This window comes from Seonamhaeicola sp. (assembly GCF_028281565.1).
Taxonomy (GTDB): Bacteria; Bacteroidota; Bacteroidia; order Flavobacteriales; family Flavobacteriaceae; genus Seonamhaeicola.
In genome coordinates, this window is sequence record NZ_JANQJQ010000043.1 from 34177 (window position 1) to 57895 (window position 23719).

The following is a 23719-nucleotide window of genomic DNA, read 5'->3' on the forward strand; positions in this document are numbered from 1 at the left end:
TAGACCCGATCTCTGTCATGCTGAATTTATTTCAGCATCTCATTTCAAGATTTAGGATTTGCAATGAACAATTATAGATTCCGAAACGAATTTGGAATGACAGCTCAAATTTTGTGTCATGCTGAACTTGTTTCAGCATCTCAATTATGCATTGTATAAGTGCCTCAGGACCCTGAAAAGAGTTCAGGGTGACAAGAATTGATTAATGTTTTTCAACCCACTTTCTGGCATTTACAAAAGCTTCCAACCAGGGAGAAACCTGGTCTTTGCGTCCATCAGGATAATGAGCCCAATTCCATTGGAACGTAGAGCGCTCAATGTGTGGCATAGTTACCAAATGACGACCTGTTTTATCACTCATCATGGCCGTGTTAAAGTCAGAGCCGTTAGGATTATGTGGATACCCTTCGTAACCGTATTTCGCAACAATATTGTATCGGTCTTCATCATATGGTAAACTGAACTTCCCTTCACCATGAGAGATCCAAACCCCTAAAGTACTTCCCGCCAATGACGATAACATCACGGAATTATTCTCCTGAATTTTAACCGACGTAAAAGCACTTTCGTGTTTATGCGAATCATTATGATGCATTTTACCATGGATCTCATGGTCCGGATTGATGAGGTCTAATTCCATCCAAAGCTGACAACCATTACAGATTCCCACAGAAAGCGTGTCCTCTCTGGCAAAGAAATCCTTAATGACTTGTTTTGCTTTTTCGTTGTATTTAATGGCGCCTGCCCAACCTTTAGCCGACCCCAAAACGTCCGAGTTACTAAAGCCACCTACAGCGCCTAAGAACTGAATGTCTTCTAAAGTTTCACGACCGGAAATTAAGTCGGTCATATGAACATCCTTCACATCAAAACCGGCTAAATACATGGCGTTAGCCATTTCACGTTCCGAGTTACTGCCTTTTTCACGAAGTATGGCAGCTTTAGGCCTTGGTTTTTTGTCATTACGAGGAGCTTGCGACGCGGTAATCTCATTATTTGTTACAGATTGCTTCGTTTCACTCGCAATGACGTCTACTAGTTTTCCGGTGAAATGTTCAGGGAACGCATATTGTAAAGGTTGATCTTTATAATTATTATATCGCTCTTCAGCCAAACCATTCGCGGTTTGTTTTTGATCTAACAAGTAGGATGTTTTATACCACACGTCTCTTAAACGGGAAACGGTCATGGTAAATACATCTGTGTTATTGATCACACTAAGCGTGTCACTTTCAGTTACTTTCCCAATATTGTGATATGCAATACCTGCATTGCTCAATACGGTTTCAATGGAATGGTCTCTGGATTGAATAACAATACCTGCATTTTCAGCAAATAATAGTTTAAAAGACTCCTTTTCATTTAAACCGGACAGGTCTAATTCAGCCCCTAAATTATTATCAGCAAAACACAGCTCTAAAAGGGTTGTGATTAATCCACCGGATGCCACATCATGACCGGCAACAATTTGCTCGTTTCTGATTAAATCCTGAATGGTATTGAAAACCGTTTTCACATAGGCGGCACTTTTAACACTTGGGGTGTCATTACCTATTTTGTTAACCACCTGGGAGAAGGAACTTCCACCTAATTTAAAGTCGTCTTGTGAGATATTGATATAGTAGATATCGCCGCCATTTTTCTTAAGAACAGGCTCCACAATTTTATTGATATCATTACAGTTAGCGGCTGCCGAAATAATAACCGTACCCGGAGAAATGACATCTCCGTCAGGATATTTTTGCTTCATGGATAGCGAGTCTTTCCCTGTTGGAACGTTGATACCTAAATCAATAGAAAACTTAGAAACCGCTTCCACGGCTTCATATAATCGGGCATCTTCGCCCTCATTTTTACAAGGCCACATCCAGTTGGCGGATAATGAAATATTTTTCAAACCATCTTTTAAAGGTGCCCAAATAATATTAGTCAGGGCCTCAGTGATCGAGTTTCTGCTTCCCGCAGCCGGATCAATTAATGCAGATACCGGTGAGTGCCCAATCGAAGTAGCAATACCTTCGGAACTTTTATAATCCAACGCCATAACACCAACGTTATTTAACGGTATTTGTAACGGACCAACACATTGTTGTTTGGCTACTTTACCCCCTACACAACGATCCACTTTATTAGTTAACCAATCCTTACAGGCGACAGCTTCTAATTGTAACACCTGGTCTAAATAAGTGTAAAAATCGTCTGAATTATAACTCACTTCAGCATAATGTCTTTCAACCGTAGTATCGGTCATGATAGTTTTTGGCGAGCTTCCGAACATATCTTCCATGGCTAGATCCATGGGTTTGTTGCCTTTGGTTTTAGATTGGAATGTAAATCTGTCATCACCTGTAACATCACCAACGGTGTACATTGGCGAACGCTCTCTGTCGGCAATTTTATTTAGTGTTTCAATATACTCTTCTGAAATGACCAATCCCATACGTTCCTGGGATTCGTTACCAATAATTTCTTTGTCGGATAGGGTAGGGTCACCAACAGGTAAGGCATCCAGATCTATGTTTCCGCCGGTGTCTTCAACTAATTCAGACAAACAGTTTAGGTGTCCACCGGCACCGTGATCATGGATGGACACAATGAAATTTTCTTCGCTTTCCACCATACCGCGAACCGCATTGGCTGCACGTTTTTGCATTTCCGGGTTAGAACGTTGTACCGCATTTAACTCAATGCCGGAAGCAAATTCCCCTGTGTCTGCACTTGATACGGCTGCACCGCCCATACCAATACGGTAGTTTTCACCGCCAAGAATGACTATTTTATCCCCGGTTTTAGGCGTGTCTTTTAAAGCCTGATCTTTTTTTCCATAGCCAATACCACCGGCAAGCATAATGACTTTGTCAAAACCAAGTTTTCTAGCATCCTCTTTATGTTCAAAAGTTAAAACCGAACCACAGATAAGCGGTTGCCCGAACTTATTACCAAAGTCTGACGCGCCGTTAGAGGCTTTTATTAAAATATCCATGGGTGTTTGGTATAACCATTTGCGTGCTTCAAAAGCCTGTTCCCAGGGACGGTTTTCTTCTAATCTTGAATATGAGGTCATATAAACAGCGGTTCCCGCCAAAGGAATAGACCCTTTGCCACCGGCTAACCTATCTCTAATTTCCCCTCCGGAGCCGGTGGCGGCCCCATTAAAAGGCTCTACCGTGGTAGGGAAGTTATGTGTTTCTGCTTTCAGTGAAATTACCGACTCAAAATCCTCGGTTGTGTAGTAATCCGGAATATCCGCTCGTTTGGGAGCAAACTGCTCCACTTTAGGCCCTTCAATAAAAGCCACATTATCCTTATAAGCTGAAACAATATCGTTTGGGTTTTGCTTTGACGTTTCTTTGATCAACTTGAACAAAGAGGTTGGTTTTTCTTCACCATCGATCACAAAGGTTCCGTTGAAAATTTTATGACGACAGTGTTCACTGTTCACCTGTGAAAAACCAAACACTTCAGAATCAGTTAACGGTCTGCCAATTTTCTTAGAGACACCTTCCAAATACACTACTTCTTCATCACTTAAAGACAGGCCTTCCTGCACGTTGTAGGCGGCAATATCTTCAATGTCTAAAATAGGATCCGGTTCAATATCAATAGTAAATGATTCCTGGTTCAATCCGTTAAATTTCTCAGAGATCATGGGGTCATAATCCTTAAAATCTTCGGAAACCGCCTGAAACTCCTCAATTCTCATTATGCCTGTAATTCCCATGTTTTGGGTGATTTCCACGGCATTAGTGCTCCAGGGTGTGATCATAGCGGCACGTGGGCCAACAAAAAAAGCATCTAGTGATGCTTGTTCTATTTTAGGCTGGTTGCCGAATAACCAGGTTAATTTTGAGATGGTTTCAGTTGATAATTCTTTTGTTGTTTGAACAGCAAAAACCTTGCTGCTTGTGTTTCCAAAGAAATGAATCATTATGTGCTATTTATAAGAATAATTTGAAAATGCAAAAATACACTTTTTTTAACGATTCATTTAAGGTTTTTTAAGGAAAGGATGGGTTGATGTTAACAGGGTTTTTAACAGGTGAGTATGAAAGTAAATATCGATATTATTGGAATATTTGTTTTACGGTCTGGCTAAATGCCGTAGGGGCCTATAACCCCTATGTGCACTTAACATTTTTTTTACCAAGGGCATTCTCCTGTCTCTGGATAAAACTCCTCACTAAAGAATTTTCCAGTTGGTCCATCGTTGCTGATAAGAGCATATTTCGTGATTCTTTTTGCTGCATCTTCAACCGTTCCTGTTCCTCTGTGATGATTGAAGTCAGTTTTAGTAAAACCAGGGTCAACCATATTTACTTTAATTAGGGTTTCTCGTAATTCATAAGCTAGGACAACTGAATACATGTTTAAAGCTGATTTTGAAGATTGATATACGGCTCCCTTAAAGTGATAATATTTGTTTGATTCATCAGTCGCTAGAGTAAGTGAACCTTGACTTGAACTTACATTCACTATTCGTGGTTCAGAAGATTTTTTTAATAATTTTATAAAAGCCTGTGTGACTCTAATTACACCATAAACATTTGTGTCATAAACCTTATTAAATACATCTACGTTTGATTCGAGCGCCGATTGAGGCATTCCTCCACTTATTCCGGCGTTGTTAATCAAAACATCCAAAATTTCCGAATGTTTTTCTATTTCTTCCCGTGCAGTGTCGATTGAGTTCTGGTTGCATACATCAATTTGTATGGCTTGAACATTCTCATATCCTTCCTTTTTGAGGTTATTAGCTGCTTCTAATCCATTTTCTAAATTTCTACTTCCCAAGTAAACGAAAAACCCTTCTTTTAAAAGCAGTCTTGTTGCCTCAAAGCCAATGCTTTTATTGGCTCCTGTTATTAATGCTGTTTTCATTTCTATATGTTTTATATTGATAAATAAATTAACAATACAAAGATCATATCTAGAAAAATGAAATCATTTGTCATTTGACAAAAAGCAATTTTAGTTAATATTCCTTCGGATCCGGCTTAATGATGATTGTGTAATTCCCAGATATGAAGCTAAATAGGAAAGAGGAACACGATTAGCTATTTTGGGGAATTTTTCCAAAAAAATGAGATATCTGGTAGTAGCATCTTGGTCTACCAACGGACTTCTTCTTTCTAATTTTTCAGTTAGAGCTTTCTGAACAATCTTATTTACAATAGCATCCCAAACAAGGATGGTTTTAGATAAATCTTCCCAATCTTTTTTAGAAAAGACCAGGAGTTTGCAATCTGTCACGGCCTGTACATAATCAGAAGCCGCTATTTTGGCTTCAAAATGTTGGTAGTCCACTATCAAATGGTTTTCATCAACAAAGTATTTGGTTATTTCTTCTCCTTTATTGTTATAATAACAAACTCGTAGTACGCCTTCTAAGATAAAACCAATTCGTCTTGGTATTTTTCCAGCTTCCGAAAAGTATTCCCCCTTATAAAGTTCTAACTTGGTTACTTTCTTTTTAAGTAGGTCGATTTGTTGATGGTTTAAGCTACCAAATTGTAATATGTATTCTATAAGTTTTTCCATAGATGCAATTTAATCGAAATTGTCTTTTCAGGATTTGTCATTTGGCAAAAAACTTTGCAGCGTTTTTTTTGTCCATAACTTAAAGACATGCATCCTATTGATAACCTATATCAGGCGTTAAAAATAGGCGTTCGAAAATTTCTAAAAAATCAAAGCTTTTGTCATTCCGTATTTGATGCGGAATCCACAAACAAAAAAACAAAATGGATTCCTGCCTTCGCAGGAATGACAGAAATGTTAAAAGAACTTTTGAATAATATTATTTACAGAACCATAATAACTCCTGCCAAACAGGTTTAAATGCACTAACAAATAATACAATTGATAAATTTCAATTCTTTGATTTGTATTGGTGTCTGGAGGTAAAATATCAAAGTAAGCGTCGTAAAAGTGGTTTGAAAATCCGCCAAACAATTTGGTCATGGCTATATCCACTTCCCTGTGTCCGTAATAAACTGCCGGATCAATGAGATAGGGTATGCCATCCGAAGAAATGAGATAATTGCCACCCCATAGATCGCCATGGAGTAATGATGGTTTTACGTTTTGAAATAATGGTTGTAAAACTGCTTTCATTATTGAAGTAGAAGGCACTTCTTTTGAGTTCAAAAGGCCTTTGGTTTTAGCTAAATTGAGTTGAGGCAATAGGCGTTCTTCAATATAAAAATCAGTCCAATTATCGTGTGTGGTATTGCTTTGTGGTAAACTCCCAATGTAATTATCCTTATCCAAACCAAAATTTTCAGAAGTGCATTGATGTAAAGCAGCCAATTGTGCTCCTAAAATTTCAAAATTTTTAGTAGAAGCCGATTTAGATTCCACAAATTCCATTAACAGAAATGCTGAATTTTCAAAGCTGTCAAAAGCTAAAACTTTTGGCGTCTTTATGGTATTGGTTTTAGCGATCAATTCCAACCCGTAAGCTTCGGTTTGAAACATATTTAGCTTATTAGCACTGTTCAGCTTTAAAAAATAAGCCTTATTTGTTGTGCTAATACGATAGGCCTGAGAGATATCGCCACCACTTACTGGTGATACTTCTGAAATAGTTTCATTTAAGAGGCTGGAGAGGTGCGGTTTTAAGCCATGAACCATAATTTAAAACTTATCTTTTTCGTTTATAATGACTCTGGACAATCTGGTTATAGAATAGGTCTGTTTTAACATGCTCAAACTCCAAAGATTTTGGTAAGACATCAAACAACGGGATACCATCACCTAAAACAATAGGAATGGTGGTTAGTCGCAATTCATCAATTAAATCCTGTCTTAAAAAGTTTTGAACCACCTTTCCGCCATCAATATATAAGTTGTGATACCCTTTGTTGTGAATAATGTCTAAAACCTCTTTTTCATCGCCTTTGATCAGGGTAACCTTGCCTGTAAGATTTTCAGGAATGCCTTTCAACGAATTACTCAGAACAAAAACATGTTTTTTATAAGGCCACTCCATATCAAAACCTAAAACGGTTTCAAAAGTGTTCTTCCCCATGACAAGGGCATCAACTTCATCCATAAGATCATAATAGCCCATATCCAGTTGATCCGGATTTGGTATCATATCCAACCATTCCAGTTCACCATTTTTTCCGGCAATGTAGTTGTCTATACTTTTACCCAGGAATACTATATTCTTTCGTTGCATGAAACCAAGATAAGGAAGATACGATTCTGAAACAAGTTCAGAATGACGCAGTTTAGGTTTTGCGCTCTAATAAAGCCATATAAAATCCATCGAATCCCGATTCATGAGCCAGCACTTTTTTCTCTTTTATAAATTCAAAGTTTGTCCCGGCATCAGATTTTAAGAAAGCACTCACCTGGTTTTGATTTTCAGATGGTAATACCGAACAGGTCGCATAAACCAGTTTGCCTCCGGGTTTTACCATTTTAGAATATTGCTGCAAAACATCTTGTTGTACACCTTTGATCCTGTCTAAAAACTCAGGTTCCAATTTCCATTTGGCATCCGGATTTCGTCTTAAAACACCTAACCCGGAACAAGGGGCATCAATTAAAACACGATCTGCTTTATTGTGTAATTTTTTAATAGGTTTGGTAGAATCAATAACTTTTAGATCTATGTTATGGACACCGTTACGCCTGGCCCTGATCTTTAATTTTTTGAGTTTACTCTCGTAAATATCCATGGCCACAATTTGCCCTTTATTTTGCATTAAGGAAGCGAGATGAAGTGTTTTGCCACCAGCACCGGCACAGGTATCCACCACTTTCATACCCGGTTTTACATCGAGCAATTCGGCAACTAACTGTGACGAAGCATCCTGAACTTCAAAAAGTCCGTTCTTAAAAGCATCGGTTACAAACACATTGGCGCGTGCTTTTAGTTTTAATGCCGAAGGGTAGCCTTTAATGAATTCGGTTTCAATGTTTTGATCAAATAACAGGTTTTGTAATTTATCTTTTGATGTTTTAAGGGTGTTCACTCTTAAAATGACATCAGCTTGTTGGTTTTGAGCTGCCATTTCTTTGGACCATTTATCTTCGCCTAATTCTTCTACGCCTATGGTGTCAATCCAGTCCGGGATGGATTCTCTGAACACCCTGATTTTTGAGAGTTCATCAAAACGGCCTTTGATTTTTCTGCTTGGGGTACCTTCAAAATATTTCCAGTCTGGTAATCTAATACCTTTTAAAGTTGCCCAGACTGCAAATAACCGCCATAAATTATCACGATTAAAAGGTTCTTTCACTTCGGCAATTTCGGCATATAAACGTTTCCAACGCACTATGTCATAGGTAGTTTCAGCAACAAAAGCCCGGTCTCTGCTTCCCCAGCGTTTATCTCTTTTTAAAAGTTGTTGAATGACTTTGTCGGCATAGTGTGCTTCATTAAAAATAGAAGTCAATCCGTCAATAACCGCAAAGCATAAATTTCTGTGTAATCGCATTTTTACTAAATCTGCGTGCAAAGGTAAGGTTAATTAGTATATTAATTTTAACTATTTTAGAAGCATAAACCCGCTTGTTGGAAGAAGAAAAATTTATACAGGAATTAAAGGAAGGCAAAAGGATTGCCTATAGTCATTTGATAGACCGTTTTGAACAAAAAGTTTTTACTACCTGTATATCTTTTGTGCCTAATAAAGAAGATGCCGAGGACATTGCCCAGGAAGTTTTTTTGGAAGTATTCAACTCCATTAACAAGTTTAAGGGCAACTCAAAACTATCTACCTGGATCTACAGAATTACTACCAACAAATGCCTTGAGTTTATTAGAAAAAAGAATGCTAAAAAACGCTTTGCTTTTTTGCAATCTATTTTTGGTAACGAGATACCGGTTGACAAAGCCAGGTATTTCACAGAAATGAACCATCCGGGAATTATATTGGAGCACAAAGAAAAAAGTGAGGTTCTTTTTAAAGCAATCAATCAACTGTCTGATCACCAACGCGTGGTGTTCACACTAAGCAAAATTGACGGCATGAGTAACAAAGAAATTAGTGAAATAATTAATAAAAGTGTGTCTTCGGTAGAATCGCTAATGTTTAGAGCGAAGAAGAATTTACAAACACTTTTAGAAAACTTTTATAAAAATGACAATTAACGCAAGTTTTTAAAAAATATTGCATCTAAAGACATGTAACATGAAAAAAACTAATGACATACAAGAAAAAGTTGATGGTACGCTGAGTGCATTTGACGCTATTGGTGAAGTAAAAGTATCACCGTTTTTTAAAGACAAAGCCATGCAGCGTTTGTTTGAAGAAAAGGAAGAGGCTATGGCCTGGTCATGGTTTACACCTAAACTACAACTGGCAATCTTAGTTTGTTTTGTAGTTTTAAATGTACTGGCATTTGTTAGGTTGGACTCAACCGAATACGATACTAATATCAGTGAGTTTGCCGATTCTTACGGATTGTTTTCTGATTCTGAAACGTCAATATTTAATTAATTACAGATGAAGAAAAATTTACTATTATACGTTTTGTTAGTTTTTTTGATAGCTGTAAATGGCTTTTTTCTATTCAATCATTTGGGAGGTCAGTCTAAAGGGAAAGAAATTAGAAGAGGTCCAAAGGGTCCTGGGAATTTTATAGCCAAAGAATTGCACTTTTCTGATGATCAGATGGCAAAGTTTGACGAATTAAGTAGAGTACATCATAAAAATATGAGAGCGACTTTAGAAGCTACTAAAAAATTAAAAGATGAGGTTTTTAAGCTTGTTACTAATGAAAATGTACCGGATGAAGCTATAGATTCTTTAATGAATTTAATTGCAGAACAAGAGAAAGCACGTGAAAAACTAACGTTTTATCATTTACGTGACATTCAGGGTATATGTGATGAAAAACAGAAAAGAAGATTTAAAAAGATCTTAAGTGATGCGTTGCATAAAGCTGCAAAAGGCCCAAGGCCGGATAGGAAAAGGCCTGATCATCCACCACCGCCAATGCATTGATTTTATTTGGATTTAATCGAAAAGAATTCCTCGACGCTTTGCGTCGGGGTTTCCGCTGAAATTGTCATTCCCGTGAAGACGGGAATCTAAATAAAAATTTCGGTTTTTGACCTTTAGGTCAAAATGAAACGAGCGAAATACCCCTATGGCTCTGCCTCCGGGATAGTTCGTTTCAAGAAATTTTTTATTGGACTCTCAGAATTATGGGAGTCTTTTTTTTTGAAAAAATGGATTCCGGCACAAGATTTTTAAAATTATGGCATCTAAAGGAATATAACACAAATCGAAACGATGAAGATTAACAAAAAAGCTTTGGCAATTTGCATTGGAGTTGTAGTAGTAATTTTATTGATTTTAAACATTATACTTATAAATACCATCTGCTAATTTAAACTTCTATTATACCCTTTAGCTTTTAAGTTAACTTTTATGTAAAAAGCGCCTGACCATAAAAGTATTATGAATTTAAAAAAAGAAAAATTATGAAAAAGGTAAAACAATTATTAATTCTACCGTTATTGGCAGCCATTATCTTTATTGCATGTTCCAGTGGAGATGATTCTGATGTTACTCAAGATGATGATAATAATACACAGCAACCTGCTGAGACCGATTATGATATAAGCGGCATACTTTCAAAGTTTTCCGGAACCGGATTATCTTATGAAGTAAACGGGAATACGGTGACGTTCACAACTGATGATCTGCCAAACCATACAAGTCCGTATTGGCCAACAACAAATGCCTTGTATGAGGCTTATAATGGTACAAACCCTAACTGGAATATTAATCCAAATAGGATTTCGGCACAAAATATTGTGTTTACCATAACCTTAAACCCACAGGAGGCCACTAATAAACAAGCTACAGGCCTGGGGCCTATTGGTATAGCAAGAAACGGGGTGGTGTTTTTCAATCAGTATGCAGGCCCTGATCAACCGCTAACCAATGAGATCAATTCTTTTGACCAATGGTTAGGGCATCCGCAAAGAACGGGACAGTACCATTATCATATTGAACCTACATTTTTAACCCAGGAATTTGGAGAAGATGCATTTTTAGGGTTATTGGCTGATGGGTTTCCTGTGTATGGTCCGGTTGAGGACGGAGAAATTATTACTAATGCTGATTTGGATGATTATCACGGGCATACTCATAGCAATGAAGATTTCCCTGATGGTATTTATCATTATCACATTACCAGTGAAGACCCTTACTTAAATGGGAACGGGTATTTTGGAACACCCGGAAACATCTCGCAATAGTTGAAATTTTCAGTGTTACATATCATTTGTATTTCTTTAATGCTTATTGCTTGTGATAAGCAGGAGCCGCTTGTGTTGGATGTTTCAAATGAAAATTTAAGCCTGAATAATGGCGTTTTAGAGTTTAATGACAAACCGTTTACAGGGACCTTAGTGAGCCATTTTTCTAATGGTGTGTTGCAAAGCGAAATGTTCTATGCTGATGGTAAGAAGGAAGGCAGTGAAAAACAATGGTTTGAAGATGGGGTGTTGGCTGTTGAGCGTTATTATACTAAAGGCATGAAGATTGGAATTCATAAAGCCTGGTGGGACAATGGGCAACTTAAGTTTCAGTACCATTTTAATGATAAGGGAGCATTTCATGGCAATGTAAAAGAATGGGACAGAACAGGGCTGTTGTTTCGGGATTTTAACTATGAGAATGGTAAAGAATCAGGTAGCCAACGATTGTGGAAACAAGATGGTAGTATAAAGTCCAATTATGAAGTGATAAACGGAGAACGTTTTGGTTTAATAGGGTTAAAGAAATGCTACACCGTAACCGCTAATAAGGATGAAATTAAATGACAGTTCATCGTGATCCTGTCCCGATAGCTATCGGGATCGTTTCAGGATCCCATAACAAAAGTACAAAGATGAAATACATCACATTAATACTATCATTTTTAGTCTTATGCTCTTGTAAAAAAGAGATTAAAGAACCTGAAAGGGTTTCTAAATTACCTTATTTTAATTCGGCTGATTTTACACCGGATTGGGATCGGGGGACCCATAAAATTCCGGAGTTTGCTTTTACGAATCAAAACGGAGAAACGGTGACTAATCAAACTTTTGAGGGCAAAATTTATATAGCTGATTTCTTTTTTACAAGCTGCCCGGGAATCTGTCCAAAACTAACAAAAAACATGGGTAAAATACAGGAAACTTATAAAAATGATGATGGTGTTATGTTGTTGTCGCACACCGTAATGCCGTGGCGGGATTCTGTGCCATTATTAAAAGAATACGCCGAAAGAAATCATGTGGATGCGAACAAGTGGCATTTGGTGACCGGAGATAAAGATAAGCTATATACTATGGCCAGAAGCGGTTATTTCGCCGATGAAGATTTTGTGAAAACCCAGGACGAAAGTGATTTTATCCACACCGAAAATTTTATTTTGGTGGATAAAAAAGGACATATTCGCGGGGTTTATAACGGTACGTTGCCGATCGATGTAGAACGGCTCTACAGGCATATAGATATTTTGAAGGGTGAAAGTTAGATTGGTTGGTTAAATCTAGTTTTTTTTTTGAAAGCTCCGTAATTAGTTTATGGAGCTTTCCTATTTTTATGGAAATTACATGTTATGAAGAAATTATTTTTGTTTATAGTTGTTGCCGTATTATGTTTTTCTTGTAAAAGAGAAGAGGTATTTATTCCCAGAAATATTGTCGACGTTGAAATTGAAACGGTTTTCAAAGATTCTTTACTAAGCCTAAGGGCCATTGAGATAATGAATAAGGAAGCATTATTTATTGCTGGAAATAATTCGTTTTGGGGTGTATATGCCCCTTATAAGGATACAATTTTTGTTGATAATGATTTTGGAGAACATAAAAAACTTCATTTTAGAGCGGCGGCAAGAACTAATGAAGGTTCGTTTGCTTTGAGTATAGAAAGTCCAGCACGTTTATTTGCTGACCACAAATTAGTTTACCAGGAAAACCACCCGAAAGCCTTTTATGATTCCATGGATTTTTGGAATGATAAGGAAGGTATTGCTATAGGGGATCCAACCGGTGATTGTATGAGTATAATTATCACACGAGATGGCGGAGCCACCTGGACAAAACTATCCTGTGATGATCTACCAAAAGCCAAAACCGGTGAAGGGGCATTCGCAGCCAGTGATACCAATATTGCTATTGTGGACGATCATGCCTGGGTAGCCACAGGAGGCAAGGCCAGTAGGGTTTTATATTCTCCGGATAAAGGAAACACCTGGGAAATGTTTGAAACGCCTATTGTTCAGGGAGCAGAGACTACAGGCATATTTTCAATTGATTTTTATGATGAACTAAACGGTTTTGCCATTGGAGGCGATTATACCAGGCCGGATGATAATGTGGCTAATAAAATTAGAACCACAGATGGCGGTAAAACCTGGCAATTGGTAGCTGAAAATAAAAATCCGGGATTCAGAAGTTGTGTGCAATATATGCCTGGTAGAAAAGGGCAGGAGTTGGTAGCTATTGGTTTTAAGGGTATTGATTATAGTAATGATGCCGGAGCATCCTGGAAACATTTAAGCGATGAAGGTTTTTATACTATTAGGTTCTTGAATGATTCTGTGGCCTATGCTGCCGGAGCCGGAAGAATTTCGAAATTGATATTTAGCGAATAAAAAAGAGAAGCTTTTGCTTCTCCTTAATGTTTTATGGTTTGTTTCCTTGTTTTCCGCCACCTTTGCGGTTTTTCCATTGGTTAAACATTTTTCTTTTAAAATCGTCCTCGGCAATTTTCAACTTGATTATTTTTTTAGCAGGTAGAATAGCTCTAACCTTAGCCGCAAACTCCATTCTGTTTTTGTTTAATCTGGATTCAATATTATTTAATTTTTTTAATAGTTCAACGGCTCTTTCTTCTGAAAGCGTATCGAGATTGTCTTTAATTTCCTTTCGGATATTTCGCATTTCGTGAAACCGGAGCCTGCCGTTGGTTTTGTCAAATTCATTATAAAGCGGCCAGAACTTTTGGGCTTCTGCTTTAGTTAGATCCAATTTTTCTGTAATGAATGACACTTTAAGCGCCTCTATCTTGTCTCTGTCATGTTGTTGCGCAGAGAGATTTAATGAAAATAAAACTATTATAATGGGGAGTAAATATGTTTTCATTTTACAAGGTTTTTTTAATATAAATCTTCAACGTCTAAATTATCAAAGATGTAATCTTCAACAACGTCTTCATCAATAGTGAACTCAACAAAATTTTCTTCAATTAAATCTTCCTCATTTAACAAAGAAGCAATTTCATAAGAATCAATGTTTTCGTTTAAAATATAGTTTTCAACAGTTTCGTTATCTAAGTCGTCAAAAGAAGGTTTGCTTTCAAAAAATAACAAGCCAAATAACAACAACACCGCTGCCGCAATACCCGAGGCATAAACCATAGTTTTTCTACTAAACAGCCTTATGACTTTGGTTTCTCTTTCTTCAGAAACTTTATTTAGAATGGTATCTTCCAGGGCATCAAAATAAGTATCCGGTGTTTTAAAACCAGACGTACTGTTTGTAAGCTCCTTAAGTTTTAACTCACTCATAATATGATCTTCCAGTGAGTCAAAATAGCCTTTAGGAACTTTAAAACCGCTTTCTTTTATATGATCTAATTTATTCTTGTTCATCTTATCTATAAGACTAATGTTTTTTTTAAAGGTTTAATCCTGAGTCAAATAGGCTTCAATTTTTTTAACAGCAATATGATACGACGCTTTTAAAGCACCTTCACTGGTTTCCAGTATCTCGGATATTTCTTTATACTTCAAGTCCTGAAAATACTTCATATTAAATACCAATTGTTGCTTTTCCGGTAAGGTCGCAATAGCATTCTGTAATTTTAACTGAATGGTATCCCCTTCAAAATACGTGTCAGATGTTAAATTATTAATGGCCAATTGTTGAGCTTCCTCACTGGTGATTTGTAATCGTTTAGCATTTTTATTTATGAATGTAATGGATTCATTGGTGGCTATGCGATACATCCAGGAATACAACTTGCTATCACCTTTAAAGTTATTAATATTTTTAAAAATTTTAATAAAGGTGTTTTGTAATACATCGTCGGTATCATCATGTGACTTGACTATATTCCGAATATGCCAGTAAAGTCGTTCTTTGTAAAGCGTTATTAATGCTCTAAAAGCCTGTTCTTTATGGGTGTCAGATTTTAGTTGTTGTAATAAGTCTTCTTCGTTTGTCACAAACAAAATTTAGTCGTTAGACTAAATAAATATAGTAAAAGTTTAACCGTGAAAATTTTAATTTTTTATTGAAATTTTAAATGTTTGATTATGTGAGGTTTATAATTCAAAACATCGATGAAATGCATTTTAAAACGACAAAATACATTTTTTTCTTGGTGAATATTCTTATTTGTTTTATGTTTGTATCAGAAACCTACTTATGTTGTTAGTCGTCCCCAAGTCTAGCAATGAACAAAAAAAAGGATAGTAGCCCAAATCTCTATCCTTTTTTACTTTTTATAGGGGTTTAAAACTTAATCCAGGCTTTGCATGTCTACAAGTTTTTTGTAGGTGCCTTTTTTAGCAATTAACTCATTATGTTTGCCCTGTTCAACAATTTTACCTTTTTTCAGTACTATAATTTCATCGGCATTTTGAATGGTGGAAAGGCGGTGCGCAATAACGATGGAGGTTCTATTTTTCATCATGTTTTCAAGAGCTACTTGAACAACACGTTCACTTTCTGTATCCAGAGCAGAAGTAGCTTCATCCAGTAGCATAATTGGAGGGTCTTTAATAATGGCCCTTGCAATACTTAAACGTTGTTTTTGTCCTCCGGAAAGTTTGCCTCCCGAATCACCAATATTTGTATTAATAGCATTACCGCCCTCCAAGTCTTTAACAAACTCCCAGGCATTGGCTATTTTTAAAGCTTCAATGATGTCTTCATCCGTAGCATCTACTTTTCCTAAAAGCAGGTTCTCTTTAATACTTTCATTAAAAAGAATCGCGTCCTGAGTTACAATTCCCAGGAGACTCCTTAAAGAACCGGTAGATAAATCCCGGATATCTATACCATCAATTAAAATTTGTCCTTTATTGACATCATAAAAACGCGTGATTAGGTTAGCTATGGTTGATTTCCCACCACCGGATTGACCAACCAAAGCAACTGTTTTTCCTTTTGGAATAGTTAACGAAAAGTCCTTTAAAACATAGTCGTCCTTATATTTAAACCAAACGTTTTTGAATTCAATTTCAGAGTTGAACCCATCTTTTTCAATGGCATTTTCTTTGTCCATTAATGGGTTTTCAGTGTCCATTATTTCCTGAATCCTTTCGGCTGCGGCACCTCCTTTTTTAACATTAACCAAGCCTCTTGAGATGGCTTTTGCGGGTGTTAAAATATTATAAGCCAAACCAATGTAAACAATGAATTTACTACCGTCCAGAAACAACTTGGAATCCCCGCCAATGATTAGGTTACCACCATACCATAAAATGATAGAGATCATACAAATACCTAAAAATTCACTGGTTGGTGAGGCCAAATTTTGCCTGTTCAATAGCTTATTGGAAAAAATATAGTAGCGACTGGTCGATTCTTGAAATTGGCTATCAAACTTTGCTTCGGCATTAAACCCTTTTATAATTCTAAGGCCCGTAAGCGTCTCTTCTAAAGTAGATAAAAACAATCCTTGTTCTTTTTGAACCCTGTCTGATTTTCGCTTTAAACTTTTTCCAATTTTAGAAATTATAAAGCCCATTATTGGTATAAACACAAAGACAAATAACGTTAGTTTTGTACTTATAATAAGCATAGCTGCCAAAGTGAATAGAATTGTTAAAGGTTCTCTAACAATGAGCTCTAATACGGGGAGCATGGAGTACTGCAGGTCATTGACATCGCCTGTTACTCTGGCAATGATATCACCTTTTCTTTTTTCGGAAAAGAAAGATAAAGGTAAATCCAGAACTTTTTTATAAACGGCATTTCGGATGTCTCTAATGACCCCATTTCTTAAAAAAACCATGAAATAGTTAGCTAAATAGCCGGAGATGTTTTTAAGAAAAAAAGTTATAACAATTAAAATGATGACAAATATTAAGGCTTTAGATTTATCGCCACCTGTAAACTCATTCATATAAAAAGCCAAAGAGTCTTCAGCAAAATGTCCAATTTCAAATAGTCCGTTATAAACAGGTTTAGTTGTGGGTATGACTTTTTCTTTTTCAAAAATCACATCCAACATAGGCATAAGTGCCACGAAAGAAAGGGTACCAAATAACGCAAAGAACACATTAGAAATAATGTGTCCTATAGCAAAACGTTTATAAGGGGTGGCGTACCTTAATATTTTAAAAAATTGATCCATTAAATGAGTTTCATGTCTTTCAATATGGTGTCAATTTTAGTGTCCAATTCCTGTTCCGTAGTTTTAAATGCTGCCAAATTGTCCAGAGTTGTGTTGGCACTCACATAGAATTTTATTTTTGGTTCCGTGCCGCTGGGTCTAAGGGCTACCTGGCTGCCATCCTCTGTATAATAAATCAATACGTTAGATTTTGGAATGTCTATCGGGCTTTCTTCACCGGTAACCATATTTTTAGAAACCGATAACTGATAATCTTCAACCTTTATAACTTTAGCACCATTAACTTCTGTTAAAGGATTTTCCCTGGCATCTACCATCATTTGTTTGATGGCTTCAGCCCCTTCAATACCTTTTTTGGTCAGTGATACTAATTTTTCCTTATAGTAACCATGCTCTACATAAAGTTTAATAAGCTCTTCATAGACTGAACTTCCACTGGCTTTGGCCTGAGCAGCAATTTCAATGGCTAAAAGGGTAGAAGTAACGGCATCTTTATCGCGTACAAAATCACCAACCATATAACCGAAACTTTCTTCACCACCTCCAATAAAGTCTAACTCAGGATGATCGTAAATTAGTTTAGCGATCCATTTAAATCCGGTCAGCACAATTTTACTTTCAACACCATAGGCATTCGCCATTTTAGTAAGCATGGGTGTAGAAACTATAGTGGATGCGATAAATTCTTTTCCTTGAATTTTCCCCTCGGATTTCCATAGTTTTAAAAGGAAATCGGTCATCATGACCATGGTTTGATTTCCGTTTAAAAGTACCAGTTCATTATTCAAATTTCTAACGGCAACACCAAGCCTGTCACAATCAGGGTCGGTACCAATTACAATATCGGCATTCACTTCATCAGCCAATTCCAGGGCCATTTTTAAAGCCGCCGGTTCTTCAGGGTTTGGCGATTCTACCGTTGGAAAATCGCCATCAGGAACTTCCTGTTCTTTTACAATATGAACATTTTTATAACCGGCACGTTTTAAAGTTTCAGGAACTGCCGTAATTGAGGTTCCGTGAAGCGAGGTAAATACAATGGTCACATTATCCTTTGCTTCCTGGCTTAATCCTAAACTTCCGTTTTGGACCGATGCTTCCATAAAAGTATTATCAATATCAGTACTTATATAGTTAATAAGGGCTTCATTGGCTTCAAATTTAATATCAGCATAATCCAAAGCGTTAATGGTGTCAATAACAGCGCCGTCATGCGGAGGTACCAATTGCCCGCCATCTTGCCAATATACTTTGTAGCCGTTATATTCCGGTGGATTGTGAGATGCCGTTAAAACGATTCCACAGTGACAATTTAAATGTCTTACCGCAAACGACAATTCCGGAGTGGGACGTAAATCCTCGAACAAATACACTTCAATACCATTGGCTGAAAACACATCGGCTACCACTTTTGCCAAAGTCTTACTATTGTGTCTGCAGTCATAGGCAATGACCGTTTTGATGTTTTCACCGGGGAAAGATGCTTTTAAATAATTACTTAAACCCTGGGTGCTTTTACCTAAGGTGTATTTATTTATTCTGTTGGTCCCCACACCCATGATACCACGCATACCGCCGGTACCAAATTCCAAATCTTTATAAAAACTTTCTTGAATGTCTTCAGGATCATTAGCAATACTATCTTTAATAAATTGCTGTGTTTCTTCATCAAAAGTTGGCGTTAGCCAGGTATTTATTCTGTCTAAAATTTTTGGTTCAATGTAAATCATAGCGTGGTTAAATAATTACAGTACAAAAGTAATCAAATGATTAAAAACTAAGTTTAAAAAGTTACTATTTTGAAGTATTTGTTACGAAAACGAAATAGCTGTTTTCTTATTTTCTATAAATTCAAATTATCTTTAATAGTATACCGTTTTTTGCCTTGTTTGGTGCGTAAAACAATTTCACCCAAAAATCCGGCAACAAAAAACTGTGTACCAATAATCATAGTAGTAAGTGCAATGTAAAATTGTGGTCGCTGTGTAATAAGTCTGCCACCGGGATTTAAGTACAACTTATCAATCCCTAAATAAAGTGAAAAGCCAAAACCAATTATAAACATAATGACTCCTAAAGCACCGAATAAATGCATGGGACGTTTACCAAAACGAGAAATGAACCAAATGGTTATAAGGTCTAAAAAACCATGTAAAAAGCGGTTCATCCCAAATTTGGTGACACCGTATTTTCTGGCTTGATGCTGAACAACCTTTTCACCAATTTTTGCAAATCCGGCGTTCTTTGAAAGAACAGGAATATAACGATGCATTTCACCGTTGACATCAATGTTTTTTACAACTTCACTTTTGTAAGCTTTTAAACCGCAGTTGAAATCATGTAATTTAACACCAGAGGTTCTTCTTGCAGCCCAATTGAATAATTTAGAAGGCAGGTTTTTAGAAATTACGGAGTCATAGCGTTTCTTTTTCCAACCGGAAACCAGATCGAAACCGTCATTTACAATCATGTCGTAAAGCGCCGGTATTTCTTCAGGACTATCCTGTAAATCGGCATCCATAGTAATAACCACATCGCCACTTGTTTTTTCAAATCCGGCGTGTAATGCCTGCGATTTTCCAAAGTTTTTCAGAAACCGAATGCCTTTTACATGGTCATTTTTGGCGGACAGGTCAGTTATAACATGCCATGAATCATCTGTACTACCGTCATCAATAAAAATGATTTCATAAGAAAAATGATTGGATTGCATAACACCTGCAATCCAATCATGTAATTCTTTTAAAGAGTCTTGTTCGTTAAGTAGTGGTATAACTACAGATATGTTCATTTAAGGATTTTCAAAATTTGATAATTTCAAAAATAATGAATTTATTCTGTCTCCGGTTTACTTTTTTTCATAATTAAAGCTACGATTAAACCAATTATGGTGAAAAATACCAAGCTTTGAGCTATCTGCAATAATTGCGTTTTCAAAGAAAAAATGTTTTGGTTTTCCATAGCTTCAACCTGTTCGGCTATCTTCTCAGGAGGGGCACCAAATCTTTCCATCATCAGTATGGTCTTTTCTGTTGCTATTTCTTTCAATGTATTTGCCGCTTCAGGGTCAATAACATTGAACAAAATAATGCTTACAACAGAGCTGATCACAATCCCCAAAGCAACTGTTATAAAATAAGATGTAAACGCTTGTTTGAAAGTCATATAACCACCTAAAATCCCTTTGGATTTGGCAGTGGAAACTACCCCAAAGATGACAATTGCTACGGGAAGAATCAATAAATTGACCCAAAAGTTAACTAATAATTCTAAATTTAAAGCATAGCCTATAACGGTCCACAGTGTTAGGGCAGCTCCTAAATACAACCCATACTCTTTGGCAGAAGATTTAAAAGATTTTTCCATAATATTTGTTTATTTGTTAGTTGACTGGTTAGTATCCAAAGATACCAAATAGTTACACAAAAAGTTAAAATAAAAAATGCTAAAAAGTATTGTGGATTTGTAAAAAATACTTAAATTTGCACCTCGAAAAATTAAAGATTATTTAAAGCGTAAAGCGATGAAAAAAGGTATACACCCAGAAAATTACAGATTAGTAGCATTTAAAGATATGTCTAATGATGATGTATTTTTAACTAAATCTACTGCAGAGACTAATGAAACTATTGAGGTTGATGGTGTTGAGTATCCGCTTGTAAAAATGGAGATTTCAAGAACATCGCACCCTTACTATACCGGTAAATCTAAATTAGTAGATACTGCCGGACGTATTGATAAGTTCAAAACTAAATACGCTAAGTTTAAAAAGTAAGCTTAACGTTATTATAATACATGTGAAGCCTTTCTATACCGGAAAGGCTTTTTTATTTTATGCTTTTAAGCTACTTTTGATATCGCAACCATGGTTTAAAGTTGAAAAGTGGTAAACTTTTAACTTTTTACTTTTAACTTTTAGCTACTTATGAATTATATCCTGTTTGACGGACCCTCTCGAAATAATTTATTGCCATTTACTTATACAAGACCGGTAGCTGATATCAGAATAGGTATTTTAACCATTCGTGAAAAATGGGAAACCTATCTGGATACTACCACAACAACGGTAACCGAAGATTATTTATCGGACAAGTTTCCCATGGTGGAAATGGATGAGAATATTATGATAAATGCGTCTTATTTACCTAATTTAGAGTTGGTGGAAATGATAAAAAGCCTTCAGGAAAGCCAGGCCATTTTTAAGGGTGAAGATGTCATAGCGTTCTATTCAAAAGAAGGTCAGGAAGATATTGATTTTGATTCTTACGAGGCTCTTGAGTTTGATGATAGCTGCATTAAGATTGAGTATACCTGGGATATTTTTTCTAAGAACGGTGTGGCCATTCAAGAGGATTTTGACCTAATTACAAAAAATAGAAAATCGCATTCTATTCCTGAAACTACGGTAGCATTTCATTCGGAAAATATCTTTATCGAAGAAGGCGCCAAATTACCATTATGTTCCTTAAATGCAGAAAAAGGCCCTATTTATATAGGGAAGAACACTGAAATTATGGAGGGATCCATGATTCGGGGGCCATTCGCCCTATGCGAGAATGCCATTGTAAAAATGGCGGCTAAAATTTACGGACCAACAACTATAGGCCCGTACAGCAAAATTGGAGGTGAAGTTGACAATGTTGTTATTTTCGGATATTCAAGTAAAGGACATGATGGCTTTTTGGGGAATTCTGTTTTAGGCGAATGGTGTAATTTGGGCGCAGATACCAACACCTCTAACTTAAAAAATAATTATGCTGAGGTAAGGCTGTGGGATTATCAATCAGAAGGCTTCGCCAAAACCGGGTTACAGTTTTGTGGTTTAATGATGGGAGACCATAGTAAAGCGGGTATCAATACCATGTTTAATACGGGGACTGTGGTAGGTGTTAGTGCTAATGTTTTTGGCAGTGGTTTTCCCAGAAATTTTGTGCCTAGTTTCAGCTGGGGTGGCAGTGCCGGTTTTACAACTTATTTGACTAAAAAAGTGTTTGAAGTAGCCAAAGTGGTGATGGCCAGGCGTAAAGAAGAATTCACAGATCAGGATAAACAAATTTTAGAGCACATTTTTGAAGAAACTAAAAAATACCGACGTGAGTAAAAATTAGTAACTTTAGTTCCAACAAAACTAAGTTATGAAGCATTTTTGCTGTTTACTTATATTTTTATCTACCTTTCTTACAGTTTCGCAAACGGATGCCTATAAAGTAGTTAATGTTGAATTAAACTCAGAACACCCCCATTTTGGACTGATGCCTATAGGTGAAAATAAAATACTTTTCACGTCATACTTATTAGATAAAAAAGAACGCCCCAAAAAAAAACAAGGCGTACCGGTTTTAACCGTTTTTCAAGCGGCTATTTCAAGTGAGGGACATATAACTAATGAGGTTCCGGTTCAAATCGATCCAAAACAAAATATTGTGAATATTACCAGTGCTACTATATCTCCCAACGGAAAAAACCTCTTTATAACCACCAGATACTCCTATAAAAATAAGCCCCAGGGTAATTTCAATATGGATAATTTTCATATAGAAATTGGAGAATACAAAGCAGGTGTTGGTTGGACCAATTTTAAAGTGCTTCCGTTTTGCAAACTAAAATATTCTTATGCGCATCCGGCATTAAGTAAAGATGGAAAGATCCTTTACTTTACTGCGAATGTTAGAGGCGGAAGGGAAACTACCAGAGGCGGTTCGGATATTTTTAAGGTGGATGTTTTAGGGAACAACACTTATGGTGAACCCAAAAATTTAGGAAGCAAAGTAAACTCTTACAGTAGGGAAATGTTTCCTGTCATTGCCAATGATAATACCTTGTATTTCGCATCAAACAGGCCCGGTGGTTTTGGTGGCTATGATGTTTATAAAAGTGTTATGGATGAACATGGTGTATTTACAAAAGCTGAAAAATTACCCAAACCCTTAAATAGTAATAAAGATGATTTTTCATTGATCACAAATGATAATGGTGCATCCGGGTATTTGTCGTCTAAAAGATTAAAAGGAAAAGGCGATGATGATATTTACTATTTCAAAAAGAAGTAAAACTTATGTTAGGAATTATATTAATCATTTTTATCGGAAAATATTTTTATGAACTTGCTCAGGATTATTACAAACACAGGTGGTTATATGCTATATTAGGAATTGTTGTGTACTATGCAGGAACTGGTGTTGGAGGAGTTGTTTTAGGGGTTATGAATGAATTGTTTGGTCTGAATATCAATTGGGACAATACGTTATTGATGACCTTTATTGCTTTACCTTTTGGTATTGGGGCATCAGGTTTATTCTATTTCCTCTTGAGAAGAAATTGGAAAAAAGCAAAAATAGAGATCAAAGACGAAATTCAGGATATTGGCAGGAATCCCGAGGAAAATATTTAGT

The 23719-nt window shown here is 36.4% G+C and carries 24 protein-coding genes; 11 read left to right on the forward strand and 13 right to left on the reverse strand.

Annotated elements, in window-relative coordinates; all coding sequences use genetic code 11:
* Positions 1 to 202: 202 nt before the first annotated feature.
* From purL to Q0983_RS17515, 6 genes are all read right to left on the reverse strand, one after another.
* The gene (gene purL / locus Q0983_RS17490) at positions 203 to 3928 is read right to left on the reverse strand and encodes a phosphoribosylformylglycinamidine synthase (RefSeq protein ID WP_299556175.1); all 3726 of its coding nucleotides are present in this window, start codon (positions 3926 to 3928) and stop codon (positions 203 to 205) included.
* A 212-nt stretch (positions 3929 to 4140) separates the two neighbouring features.
* Positions 4141 to 4878: an SDR family oxidoreductase gene (locus Q0983_RS17495; protein WP_299556176.1), complete on the reverse strand. Its 738-nt coding sequence runs from the start codon at positions 4876 to 4878 to the stop codon at positions 4141 to 4143.
* A 90-nt stretch (positions 4879 to 4968) separates the two neighbouring features.
* Positions 4969 to 5538, reverse strand: a complete 570-nt coding sequence (locus tag Q0983_RS17500; protein WP_299556177.1) for a Crp/Fnr family transcriptional regulator — start codon at positions 5536 to 5538, stop codon at positions 4969 to 4971.
* A 237-nt stretch (positions 5539 to 5775) separates the two neighbouring features.
* Complete coding sequence (locus Q0983_RS17505) at positions 5776 to 6633, reverse strand: fructosamine kinase family protein (protein WP_299556178.1); 858 nt, start codon at positions 6631 to 6633, stop codon at positions 5776 to 5778.
* A 10-nt stretch (positions 6634 to 6643) separates the two neighbouring features.
* Positions 6644 to 7183, reverse strand: a complete 540-nt coding sequence (locus Q0983_RS17510; RefSeq protein WP_299556179.1) for a dihydrofolate reductase family protein — start codon at positions 7181 to 7183, stop codon at positions 6644 to 6646.
* A 52-nt stretch (positions 7184 to 7235) separates the two neighbouring features.
* Positions 7236 to 8450 (reverse strand): RsmB/NOP family class I SAM-dependent RNA methyltransferase, encoded by a 1215-nt coding sequence (locus Q0983_RS17515; protein WP_299556180.1) that lies wholly within the window; start codon positions 8448 to 8450, stop codon positions 7236 to 7238.
* A gap of 77 nt (positions 8451 to 8527) precedes the next feature.
* Between Q0983_RS17515 and Q0983_RS17520 the strand changes: the two genes are divergently transcribed.
* The 7 genes from Q0983_RS17520 (at position 8528) to Q0983_RS17550 (ending at position 13614) form a co-directional block, all read left to right on the forward strand.
* Positions 8528 to 9106: an RNA polymerase sigma factor gene (locus Q0983_RS17520; protein ID WP_299556181.1), complete on the forward strand. Its 579-nt coding sequence runs from the start codon at positions 8528 to 8530 to the stop codon at positions 9104 to 9106.
* A gap of 40 nt (positions 9107 to 9146) precedes the next feature.
* Complete coding sequence (locus Q0983_RS17525) at positions 9147 to 9455, forward strand: hypothetical protein (RefSeq protein WP_299556182.1); 309 nt, start codon at positions 9147 to 9149, stop codon at positions 9453 to 9455.
* A 6-nt stretch (positions 9456 to 9461) separates the two neighbouring features.
* Positions 9462 to 9962 (forward strand): hypothetical protein, encoded by a 501-nt coding sequence (locus Q0983_RS17530; RefSeq protein ID WP_299556183.1) that lies wholly within the window; start codon positions 9462 to 9464, stop codon positions 9960 to 9962.
* Positions 9963 to 10444: 482 nt separating this feature from the next.
* Entirely contained in the window at positions 10445 to 11227 is a 783-nt protein-coding gene (locus tag Q0983_RS17535; protein ID WP_299556184.1) for a YHYH protein, read from the forward strand.
* Positions 11228 to 11239: 12 nt separating this feature from the next.
* Positions 11240 to 11794 carry a hypothetical protein gene (locus tag Q0983_RS17540; protein WP_299556185.1) on the forward strand — a complete coding sequence of 185 codons (555 nt, stop codon included), beginning with the start codon at positions 11240 to 11242 and terminating at the stop codon, positions 11792 to 11794.
* Positions 11795 to 11862: 68 nt separating this feature from the next.
* The gene (locus Q0983_RS17545) at positions 11863 to 12492 is read left to right on the forward strand and encodes an SCO family protein (protein WP_299556186.1); all 630 of its coding nucleotides are present in this window, start codon (positions 11863 to 11865) and stop codon (positions 12490 to 12492) included.
* An 84-nt stretch (positions 12493 to 12576) separates the two neighbouring features.
* The gene (locus Q0983_RS17550) at positions 12577 to 13614 is read left to right on the forward strand and encodes an oxidoreductase (protein ID WP_299556187.1); all 1038 of its coding nucleotides are present in this window, start codon (positions 12577 to 12579) and stop codon (positions 13612 to 13614) included.
* Positions 13615 to 13645: 31 nt separating this feature from the next.
* Here Q0983_RS17550 and Q0983_RS17555 read toward each other — a convergent pair whose 3' ends face one another.
* From Q0983_RS17555 to Q0983_RS17585, 7 genes are all read right to left on the reverse strand, one after another.
* The gene (locus Q0983_RS17555) at positions 13646 to 14104 is read right to left on the reverse strand and encodes a sensor of ECF-type sigma factor (RefSeq protein ID WP_299556188.1); all 459 of its coding nucleotides are present in this window, start codon (positions 14102 to 14104) and stop codon (positions 13646 to 13648) included.
* 14 nt (positions 14105 to 14118) lie between these two features.
* The gene (locus tag Q0983_RS17560; protein WP_299556189.1) at positions 14119 to 14613 is read right to left on the reverse strand and encodes a hypothetical protein; all 495 of its coding nucleotides are present in this window, start codon (positions 14611 to 14613) and stop codon (positions 14119 to 14121) included.
* A 33-nt stretch (positions 14614 to 14646) separates the two neighbouring features.
* Positions 14647 to 15189 (reverse strand): RNA polymerase sigma factor, encoded by a 543-nt coding sequence (locus Q0983_RS17565; RefSeq protein WP_299556190.1) that lies wholly within the window; start codon positions 15187 to 15189, stop codon positions 14647 to 14649.
* A 296-nt stretch (positions 15190 to 15485) separates the two neighbouring features.
* Entirely contained in the window at positions 15486 to 17327 is a 1842-nt protein-coding gene (locus tag Q0983_RS17570; protein WP_299556191.1) for an ABC transporter ATP-binding protein, read from the reverse strand.
* A complete protein-coding gene (locus tag Q0983_RS17575; protein ID WP_299556192.1) occupies positions 17327 to 19057 on the reverse strand; it encodes a phospho-sugar mutase in 1731 nt (576 codons plus the stop codon). The genes Q0983_RS17570 and Q0983_RS17575 overlap by 1 nt, the downstream gene beginning before the upstream one ends.
* A gap of 113 nt (positions 19058 to 19170) precedes the next feature.
* Positions 19171 to 20118 (reverse strand): glycosyltransferase family 2 protein, encoded by a 948-nt coding sequence (locus tag Q0983_RS17580; protein ID WP_299556193.1) that lies wholly within the window; start codon positions 20116 to 20118, stop codon positions 19171 to 19173.
* Positions 20119 to 20159: 41 nt separating this feature from the next.
* On the reverse strand, positions 20160 to 20693 hold the full coding sequence (locus tag Q0983_RS17585; protein ID WP_299556194.1) for a DUF4199 domain-containing protein: 534 nt from the start codon (positions 20691 to 20693) through the stop codon (positions 20160 to 20162).
* 157 nt (positions 20694 to 20850) lie between these two features.
* Here Q0983_RS17585 and Q0983_RS17590 point away from each other — a divergent pair, with 157 nt between their 5' ends.
* From Q0983_RS17590 to Q0983_RS17605, 4 genes are all read left to right on the forward strand, one after another.
* Entirely contained in the window at positions 20851 to 21102 is a 252-nt protein-coding gene (locus tag Q0983_RS17590) for a type B 50S ribosomal protein L31 (protein WP_116524757.1), read from the forward strand.
* Between the two features lie 150 nt (positions 21103 to 21252).
* Positions 21253 to 22428 (forward strand): GlmU family protein, encoded by a 1176-nt coding sequence (locus Q0983_RS17595; protein WP_299556195.1) that lies wholly within the window; start codon positions 21253 to 21255, stop codon positions 22426 to 22428.
* 34 nt (positions 22429 to 22462) lie between these two features.
* Positions 22463 to 23377 carry a hypothetical protein gene (locus Q0983_RS17600; RefSeq protein WP_299556196.1) on the forward strand — a complete coding sequence of 305 codons (915 nt, stop codon included), beginning with the start codon at positions 22463 to 22465 and terminating at the stop codon, positions 23375 to 23377.
* 5 nt (positions 23378 to 23382) lie between these two features.
* Complete coding sequence (locus Q0983_RS17605; RefSeq protein ID WP_299556197.1) at positions 23383 to 23718, forward strand: hypothetical protein; 336 nt, start codon at positions 23383 to 23385, stop codon at positions 23716 to 23718.
* Position 23719: the final 1 nt, after the last annotated feature.

Bases quoted from the DNA above. Each gene is read 5' to 3' on its own strand.
- purL (WP_299556175.1), bottom strand. From the start codon at position 3,928: ATGATTCATTTCTTTGGAAACACAAGCAGCAAGGTTTTTGCTGTTCAA.
- Q0983_RS17495 (WP_299556176.1), bottom strand. From the start codon at position 4,878: ATGAAAACAGCATTAATAACAGGAGCCAATAAAAGCATTGGCTTTGAG.
- Q0983_RS17500 (WP_299556177.1), bottom strand. From the start codon at position 5,538: ATGGAAAAACTTATAGAATACATATTACAATTTGGTAGCTTAAACCAT.
- Q0983_RS17505 (WP_299556178.1), bottom strand. From the start codon at position 6,633: ATGGTTCATGGCTTAAAACCGCACCTCTCCAGCCTCTTAAATGAAACT.
- Q0983_RS17510 (WP_299556179.1), bottom strand. From the start codon at position 7,183: ATGCAACGAAAGAATATAGTATTCCTGGGTAAAAGTATAGACAACTAC.
- Q0983_RS17515 (WP_299556180.1), bottom strand. From the start codon at position 8,450: ATGCGATTACACAGAAATTTATGCTTTGCGGTTATTGACGGATTGACT.
- Q0983_RS17525 (WP_299556182.1), top strand. From the start codon at position 9,147: ATGAAAAAAACTAATGACATACAAGAAAAAGTTGATGGTACGCTGAGT.
- Q0983_RS17530 (WP_299556183.1), top strand. From the start codon at position 9,462: ATGAAGAAAAATTTACTATTATACGTTTTGTTAGTTTTTTTGATAGCT.
- Q0983_RS17535 (WP_299556184.1), top strand. From the start codon at position 10,445: ATGAAAAAGGTAAAACAATTATTAATTCTACCGTTATTGGCAGCCATT.
- Q0983_RS17545 (WP_299556186.1), top strand. From the start codon at position 11,863: ATGAAATACATCACATTAATACTATCATTTTTAGTCTTATGCTCTTGT.
- Q0983_RS17550 (WP_299556187.1), top strand. From the start codon at position 12,577: ATGAAGAAATTATTTTTGTTTATAGTTGTTGCCGTATTATGTTTTTCT.
- Q0983_RS17555 (WP_299556188.1), bottom strand. From the start codon at position 14,104: ATGAAAACATATTTACTCCCCATTATAATAGTTTTATTTTCATTAAAT.
- Q0983_RS17560 (WP_299556189.1), bottom strand. From the start codon at position 14,613: ATGAACAAGAATAAATTAGATCATATAAAAGAAAGCGGTTTTAAAGTT.
- Q0983_RS17570 (WP_299556191.1), bottom strand. From the start codon at position 17,327: ATGGATCAATTTTTTAAAATATTAAGGTACGCCACCCCTTATAAACGT.
- Q0983_RS17575 (WP_299556192.1), bottom strand. From the start codon at position 19,057: ATGATTTACATTGAACCAAAAATTTTAGACAGAATAAATACCTGGCTA.
- Q0983_RS17580 (WP_299556193.1), bottom strand. From the start codon at position 20,118: ATGAACATATCTGTAGTTATACCACTACTTAACGAACAAGACTCTTTA.
- Q0983_RS17585 (WP_299556194.1), bottom strand. From the start codon at position 20,693: ATGGAAAAATCTTTTAAATCTTCTGCCAAAGAGTATGGGTTGTATTTA.
- Q0983_RS17590 (WP_116524757.1), top strand. From the start codon at position 20,851: ATGAAAAAAGGTATACACCCAGAAAATTACAGATTAGTAGCATTTAAA.
- Q0983_RS17595 (WP_299556195.1), top strand. From the start codon at position 21,253: ATGAATTATATCCTGTTTGACGGACCCTCTCGAAATAATTTATTGCCA.
- Q0983_RS17600 (WP_299556196.1), top strand. From the start codon at position 22,463: ATGAAGCATTTTTGCTGTTTACTTATATTTTTATCTACCTTTCTTACA.
- Q0983_RS17605 (WP_299556197.1), top strand. From the start codon at position 23,383: ATGTTAGGAATTATATTAATCATTTTTATCGGAAAATATTTTTATGAA.